This window comes from Shigella sp. FC1544 (assembly GCF_001722145.1).
In the GTDB taxonomy this organism is placed as follows: Bacteria; Pseudomonadota; Gammaproteobacteria; order Enterobacterales; family Enterobacteriaceae; genus Escherichia; species Escherichia coli.
This window is the reverse complement of sequence record NZ_MECT01000112.1, coordinates 1-6,556: the sequence shown is the minus strand read 5'-3', so window position 1 is coordinate 6,556 and position 6,556 is coordinate 1. Positions and strand designations below refer to the sequence as shown.

The window sequence follows — 6,556 nt, the reverse complement described above, 5'->3', positions numbered from 1 at the left end:
GACATCAAGAGCGCGGTAGCCTTTTTTAATATTTCATTCTCCATTTCAATGCGTTGTAGCTTTTTCCTCAGCTTACGTATTTCGATTTGTTCTGGTGTTATCGGAGAGGCTTTTGGTGTTTTGCCCTGACGCTCATCACGCAGTTGTTTGACCCATCTTGTCATTGTGGAAAGGCCAACATCCATAGCTTTGGCGGCATCTGCCACCGTGTATTTCTGGTCAACAACCAGTTGAGCGGATTCGCGTTTAAACTCTGCGCTAAAATTTCTTTTTTTCATTGGAGCACCTGTGTTGTTCTGAGGTGAGCATATCACCTCTGTTCAGGTGGCCAAATTCAGTGTGCCACTTCAAAGAAGATAAGGTTAACGGGGTGAACGGTGTGGATTAAAGACGGGATAGCGATAACTAATAACCAAATCGACTAACCTGTTTTAGCAATAGTCTTTAACAACAAAATAGATTAACCAACCCAATGAAAAACAAATGAATTTAGCCAATCATTAAGATAAATCAGCGATTTTGCGCAACAAAGTCGTTTTAGATAATGCGAAAAAACAGCCTTTCCGGTACTCTACGGCGGTTTTATCGTCCTGTAGAGAAATTATGATGTCCACCACGTTATTTAAAGATTTCACCTTCGAAGCCGCTCACCGCTTACCACACGTCCCGGAAGGGCATAAATGTGGTCGCCTGCACGGGCATTCCTTTATGGTGCGACTGGAAATTACCGGGGAAGTCGATCCGCATACGGGCTGGATTATCGATTTCGCTGAACTAAAAGCGGCGTTTAAGCCAACTTATGAGCGCCTCGATCACCATTATCTCAATGATATTCCAGGTCTGGAAAACCCAACTAGCGAAGTTTTAGCAAAATGGATTTGGGATCAGGTTAAACCCGTTGTGCCGCTGTTAAGTGCGGTGATGGTAAAAGAAACCTGCACCGCTGGTTGTATCTATCGCGGCGAATGATAAGAGTGTGTCGGCGGTCAATTTCCCTTAAGTAACGCTATGTTAGGGTATTGTGTTCAGGATATCTGGGGCATGACATGGAAGACGACTGCGACATTATTATTATTGGTGCCGGTATTGCAGGCACGCTTGCGCGTTACGCTGCGCGCGAGCGGGTTTATCCGTTTTGTTACTGGAACGCGCTGAAATCCCCGGCAGCAAAAATCTTTCCGGCGGACGGTTATATACCCATGCACTCGCGGAACTCCTCCCTCAGTTTCATCTGACCGCGCCTCTTGAACGACGCATCACTCACGAAAGCCTTTCCCTGTTAACGCCCGATGGCGTAACGACGTTTTCCAGCTTACAGCCCGGCGGTGAATCCTGGAGTGTATTACGTGCACGGTTCGATCCGTGGCTGGTTGCCGAAGCCGAAAAAGAAGGTGTCGAATGTATCCCCGGAGCGACGGTGGATGCACTGTATGAAGAAAACGGCAGAGTCTGTGGCGTTATTTGTGGTGACGATATTCTCCGCGCCCGTTATGTGGTGCTGGCAGAAGGTGCCAACAGCGTCCTGGCTGAACGTCACGGGTTAGTGACTCGTCCTGCTGGCGAAGCGATGGCGTTGGGGATCAAAGAAGTGCTGTCGCTGGAAACATCCGCTATTGAAGAACGTTTTCATCTGGAGAATAACGAAGGCGCAGCGTTGCTGTTCAGCGGCGGAATCTGTGATGACTTACCCGGCGGCGCATTTCTTTATACTAATCAACAAACGCTCTCGTTAGGGATTGTTTGCCCGCTCTCTTCCCTTACGCAAAGTCATGTTCCGGCAAGCGAGCTGCTGACTCGCTTTAAAGCGCATCCGGCAGTGCGCCCGCTTATCAAAAACACGGAATCACTGGAGTATGGTGCGCATCTGGTGCCAGAAGGTGGCTTGCACAGTATGCCGGTGCAATACGCCGGTAACGGCTGGCAGCTGGTGGGCGATGCGTTGCGCAGTTGCGTCAATACCGGAATTTCCGTGCGCGGCATGGATATGGCGCTGACTGGCGCGCAGGCGGCACAAACGCTGATAAGCGCCTGCCAGCACCGCGAGCCGCAAAATCTGTTTGCGCTTTATCATCACAACGTAGAGCGCAGCCTGCTATGGGATGTTCTACAACGTTATCAGCATGTTCCGGCGCTTTTGCAACGCCCTGGCTGGTATCGGGCGTGGCCTGCGTTAATGCAGGATATTTCCCGCGATTTATGGGATCAGGGTGATAAACCTGTTCCACCGCTGCGCCAGTTATTCTGGCGTCATTTACGTCGTCATGGCCTGTGGCATCTGGCGGGCGATGTTATCAGGAGTCTGCGATGTCTGTAGCCCATAATCTCTGGCGCGTTGCTGATGCGCCGCACATTGTTCCGGCTGACTCCGTTGAGCGTCAGATGGTACAATGGTTGATTAACGCCTGTCCGGCAGGTCTTTTTTCGCTCACACCGGAAGGTGACTTACGCGTTGATTATCACGGCTGCCTGGAGTGTGGCACCTGCCGTTTGCTGTGCGACGAATCCACACTACAACAGTGGCGCTATCCGCCTTCCGGATTCGGCATCACCTACCGCTTTGGATAAATAATAAAGATAATTTATGCCCCTCTTACACCTGCTCCGCCAGAATCCGGTGATTGCTGCCGTTAAAGATAATGCCAACCTGCAACTGGCAATCGACTCTGAATGCCAGTTTATTTCCGTGTTGTACGGCAATATCTGCACCATCAGTAATATCGTTAAAAAGATTAAGAACGCCGGGAAATATGCTTTTATTCATGTTGATTTGCTGGAAGGCGCGTCAAATAAAGAAGTCGTGATTCAGTTTTTGAAACTGGTGACCGAGGCGGACGGCATTATCAGTACCAAAGCCTCAATGTTGAAAGCGGCAAGAGCGGAAGGTTTTTTCTGTATTCATCGCCTGTTTATTGTTGATTCAATTTCGTTTCACAACATTGATAAGCAAGTTGCGCAATCGAATCCGGATTGTATTGAGATCCTGCCAGGCTGTATGCCCAAAGTGCTGGGCTGGGTGACAGAGAAAATCCGCCAACCGCTGATTACCGGTGGGCTGGTGTGCGATGAAGAAGATGCGTGTAATGCGATTAACGCGGGTGTCGTGGCGCTTTCCACCACGAATACCGGGGTCTGGACGTTAGCGAAAAAATTACTTTGACGGGATAATCGTAACCAATTGAATTTGGTTTGATTTGTAGGCCGCACGCCACATCCGACATTCAGCGCCTGATGCGACGCTTGACGCGTCTTATCAGGCCTACAAGTCCCCAGGCCAGAACCGTAGGCAGGATCATCCGGCAACACATTATTGGCAATCTGCGTGAATGTTTGTCACCAGTGCCTCCAGCACCACTTTCCAGTCATCAACCACGCCAACATCTGCCTGTGAAAATACCGCAGCGCTGGCGTCATGATTAATCGCCACCACAAACTTGCTATTGCGTACGCCCGCCATTAACGCTGCTGCGCCGGAAGCGCCAACAACAATACACACCTCAGGTGCCAGCAAATGTCCGGAAATACCAATCACTTTTTCAGCATCAACGCCACCGTTCATCACTCGCGCCCGACTGTAGCCCACTTTGGCTCCCAGCTTTTCTGCCAGCATAGCGATTTCCTGGTTATCTGCCTCTCCGCCCTGCCCCACCACCAGCACCCGTCTGGCCTCAGCTAATGGGTCGCGAGTAACATTTTTCAGATCCTCTGTGCTAACCAGCCAGTCGGGAAGCGCACCCGGGACAATGTTCAGTTGTTGTATTCCAGAGGGCAACGTGGCGTTTTTCGCTGCTCCCGCCTGACGCGCCAGGGAAAGGCATAGCGGGCGTTTTTCTGTTTGCAGCGTCGCCGTTAGCGCATTTCCCCAGTGGGATTTGCGCACGCTTACGGTTGGAATATCTAACGAAGTCACCTGGCAGATGCTTGCACCATGTAAACGCCAGGCCAGCCGGGTCGACAGTTCATCGCCAAACGTTCCCGGCGGAAAGAGAACAACGTCCGCAGGCGTTCGCTGCCACTGTTCCACCAACGCATCCAGCACCTGTTCCGCCACTACAGGCTGAGGTTCAATCTGCCAGTGCGCCAGGGTACAACCACTGAAATCCTGCGCCGCCAGCCAGCTTGCTATTGCGGCATTCTCCTGATTTATTGTCACAATTGCGATATTCATGGCTGCATCCTTTGGCGTAAATAGTCCTGCCATAGCTTTTGAGCTTTTTCTGCTACCGTTTGCCCATCAATCAGCGTCGCTCCGCGTCGTTGCTCTGCTCTTGCCAGTTGCAGACACTGCATCGCTGGCATTTCGGCAGCAACAGTTTTACGGATAATTTCTGCTTTCCCCGCAGCCATTCGCTGGCGCATTCCCGGTACTGGCAAGGCCACTTCACCGCACTGACGCACGGCAATCACCGCAGGCAAGCGAACCCGGCAACAACGCAACCCATGTTCAGTGCGCTGTTCGAGGGTGATAAACAGCGCGTCGAGAGTGAAACGCTCCACCTGGGTGAAGCAGGTCCAGCCCAGCATTTCCGCCAGCAAAAATGGCGTTTGCCCATTCTGCCCTTCGCTGCTTTGGCAGCCGGTAATTATCAGATCCAGTGGATTCTGATGCTGCCATTCGGCAATATGGCGAGCGACAAATTCCGGCGCAAAGCGCAGATCTGCCGCCGTCTCCAGCAATACAGCTTCCTCAAACCCAAGAGCCATGAGATAGCGCAGCCAGTGCAATGCCCGTTCATCCCCCATGCTCAACGCGGTTAAAGACATCGGCGTACCGTTTTTTCTCTGCGCCAACAGCAGCGCGGCAGCGGCCTGTTCATCAGCACCGAGTAAACTTCGCAGTAGCGAAATATCCGGTCCGCTTTTACCCTGAGCCGCCGCCTGCCACTCTTTTTCCGCCAGCATTCCGGCATCCGGTTCGGCTTTAAACGCTAACAGAATGTTCATTCGCACCTCCTACATTTCCCGCCGCCACCAGCGGGAGGGCTTTAGTTTCTGGTGCCCATAGCCAGGTCACAACAAAACCAACCAACAACACTGTCGCCAGGAGGAATAAGGTGACTTGCATTCCCCACTGCGCCAGCACCCACGGCAGCAGGCCAGTACTTACCGCCGCGCCAAGTCGACTCATGGCGGTGGCAAAACCGACGCCCAGCGAGCGAATGTCAGTAGGAAAACTTTCCGCAGGCAAAATGCCCACCAGATTACTGACTGCCGAAATGGTGGTGCTGAAGAGAACAAAAAGCAGCAGCGTTAATGAACTGCCGGAAGGCAAACAGGCCATTACTACCAGCGTTGCCGCCAGCAGCAAAAAACTTCCCAGCAAAAATTTGCGATGTGCCAGCAGGTGCGTCAGAACTAATCCCAGCAGCGCGCCCACAATTAACAACGCATTAAGCATCAGGCTGGCAGTCAGCGCATCTTCCAGACCAATAGTCTGGGCGATAGTTGGCAGCCAGGTATAAATCACAAACCATGGGATTACGAGACAGACAAAGAAGACGCTGTTAAACGCCGTGCGCCGCCAGTAACGCGAAGAGAACAAGGTTTTGATGTGTTTATGGGTCGCCGTTACCACTTCATCGCCCAGTAAAACATGGGGACCAAAATAGCGATGCACGATAGCGTGAGCTTCTGCAAAACGCCCCTGGCGCAGTAGCCAGCGTGGTGATTCTGGCGTTCCCCAGCGTAATAACGTAATCAACAACGCGGGCAGAGCTGCCGATGCCAGTAGCCAGCGCCAGGCCTCCGGGTTTTCGGAAATAAAGTGATGTCCGGCAATACTTGCCAGCACATAGCCTACGGTCCACACCACGCTGAATGCGCCCAGCAAAATACCGCGATGGCGGCGCGGGGAAAATTCAGCCAGCAAGGTGTGACCTACTGAATAATCGCCTCCCAGACCAATGCCAATCAAAATGCGCAGTCCAATAAGATGCTCTGGCGTGGTGGCAAAAAATTGTAAAAACGAAGCAAGCGTAATCAGCAAAAAGCTGAAGGTGAAGATTTTTTGCGACCAATATGGTCGGAGATCCACCCAAGAACCAGGCTGCCAAGGAACAAACCAAGGAGCGCCGAGCCGCCGATCATTCCCGCCATAAACGGCGTCAGTTGCATGGCGGGCGTAAGCTGAATAATGGCGTAACCAATGACGCCGAGAACATAACCGTCGGTCAGGTGTGCGCCGAAAGTGAGCGCAGCAATGCGGCAGTGAAAACGGTTAAGCGGTAAATCATCCATTCGCACCGGTGAAGTGTTCATCTTTACCCCTTCATTGTCCGGTAATAAGAACGGCTTCTCGCCTGAGAAGCCGAAAAGGCAACGCCCCGTCATCGCGGAACGGGTAATGCTGCCAACTTACTGATTTAGTGTATGATGGTGATTTTAAGGTGCTTGCGTGGCTTCCATTTCCATCAGATGTCCTTCCTGCTCCGCTACTGAAGGCGTGGTGCGTAACGGCAAAAGCACTGCCGGACATCAGCGCTATCTCTGCTCTCATTGCCGTAAAACATGGCAACTACAGTTCACTTACACCGCCTCTCAGCCCGGTACGCACCAGAAA

6 protein-coding genes and 3 pseudogenes are annotated in these 6,556 nt (G+C 52.0%); 5 read left to right on the top strand and 4 right to left on the bottom strand.

Annotated features, from left to right (window positions below):
- Window positions 1-278 (bottom strand): annotated as a pseudogene (locus tag BGK49_RS08130) (transposase); the annotation flags it as partial.
- Window positions 279-606: 328 nt separating this feature from the next.
- On the opposite strand from BGK49_RS08130, the gene queD reads away from it, so the two are divergent.
- From queD to BGK49_RS08110, 4 genes and pseudogenes are all read left to right on the top strand, one after another.
- Entirely contained in the window at window positions 607-969 is a 363-nt protein-coding gene (queD, locus tag BGK49_RS08125) for a 6-carboxytetrahydropterin synthase QueD (RefSeq protein WP_000108294.1), read from the top strand.
- Window positions 970-1,046: 77 nt separating this feature from the next.
- A pseudogene (locus BGK49_RS08120) lies at window positions 1,047-2,314 on the top strand (FAD-dependent oxidoreductase).
- Window positions 2,305-2,565 (top strand): ferredoxin family protein, encoded by a 261-nt coding sequence (locus tag BGK49_RS08115; protein ID WP_000109371.1) that lies wholly within the window; start codon window positions 2,305-2,307, stop codon window positions 2,563-2,565. Before BGK49_RS08120 ends, BGK49_RS08115 begins: the two are co-directional and overlap by 10 nt.
- A 16-nt stretch (window positions 2,566-2,581) precedes the next feature.
- Window positions 2,582-3,157 (top strand): glycerol-3-phosphate responsive antiterminator, encoded by a 576-nt coding sequence (locus BGK49_RS08110; RefSeq protein WP_001130249.1) that lies wholly within the window; start codon window positions 2,582-2,584, stop codon window positions 3,155-3,157.
- Between the two features lie 147 nt (window positions 3,158-3,304).
- On the opposite strand, the gene BGK49_RS08105 is transcribed toward BGK49_RS08110, so the two are convergent.
- The 3 genes and pseudogenes from BGK49_RS08105 to BGK49_RS08095 all read right to left on the bottom strand — a co-directional run bounded on the left by BGK49_RS08105 (window position 3,305) and on the right by BGK49_RS08095 (window position 6,327).
- Entirely contained in the window at window positions 3,305-4,165 is an 861-nt protein-coding gene (locus BGK49_RS08105; protein WP_005043923.1) for an electron transfer flavoprotein subunit alpha/FixB family protein, read from the bottom strand.
- Entirely contained in the window at window positions 4,162-4,941 is a 780-nt protein-coding gene (locus BGK49_RS08100; protein ID WP_005028588.1) for an adenine nucleotide alpha hydrolase family protein, read from the bottom strand. Before BGK49_RS08100 ends, BGK49_RS08105 begins: the two co-directional genes overlap by 4 nt.
- Window positions 4,919-6,327 (bottom strand): annotated as a pseudogene (locus BGK49_RS08095) (MFS transporter). Before BGK49_RS08095 ends, BGK49_RS08100 begins: the two are co-directional and overlap by 23 nt.
- 64 nt (window positions 6,328-6,391) lie before the next feature.
- Here BGK49_RS08095 and BGK49_RS25840 point away from each other — a divergent pair.
- Window positions 6,392-6,556 (top strand): IS1 family transposase (locus BGK49_RS25840; protein WP_047664789.1); only part of this gene is annotated, 165 nt, incomplete at its 3' end.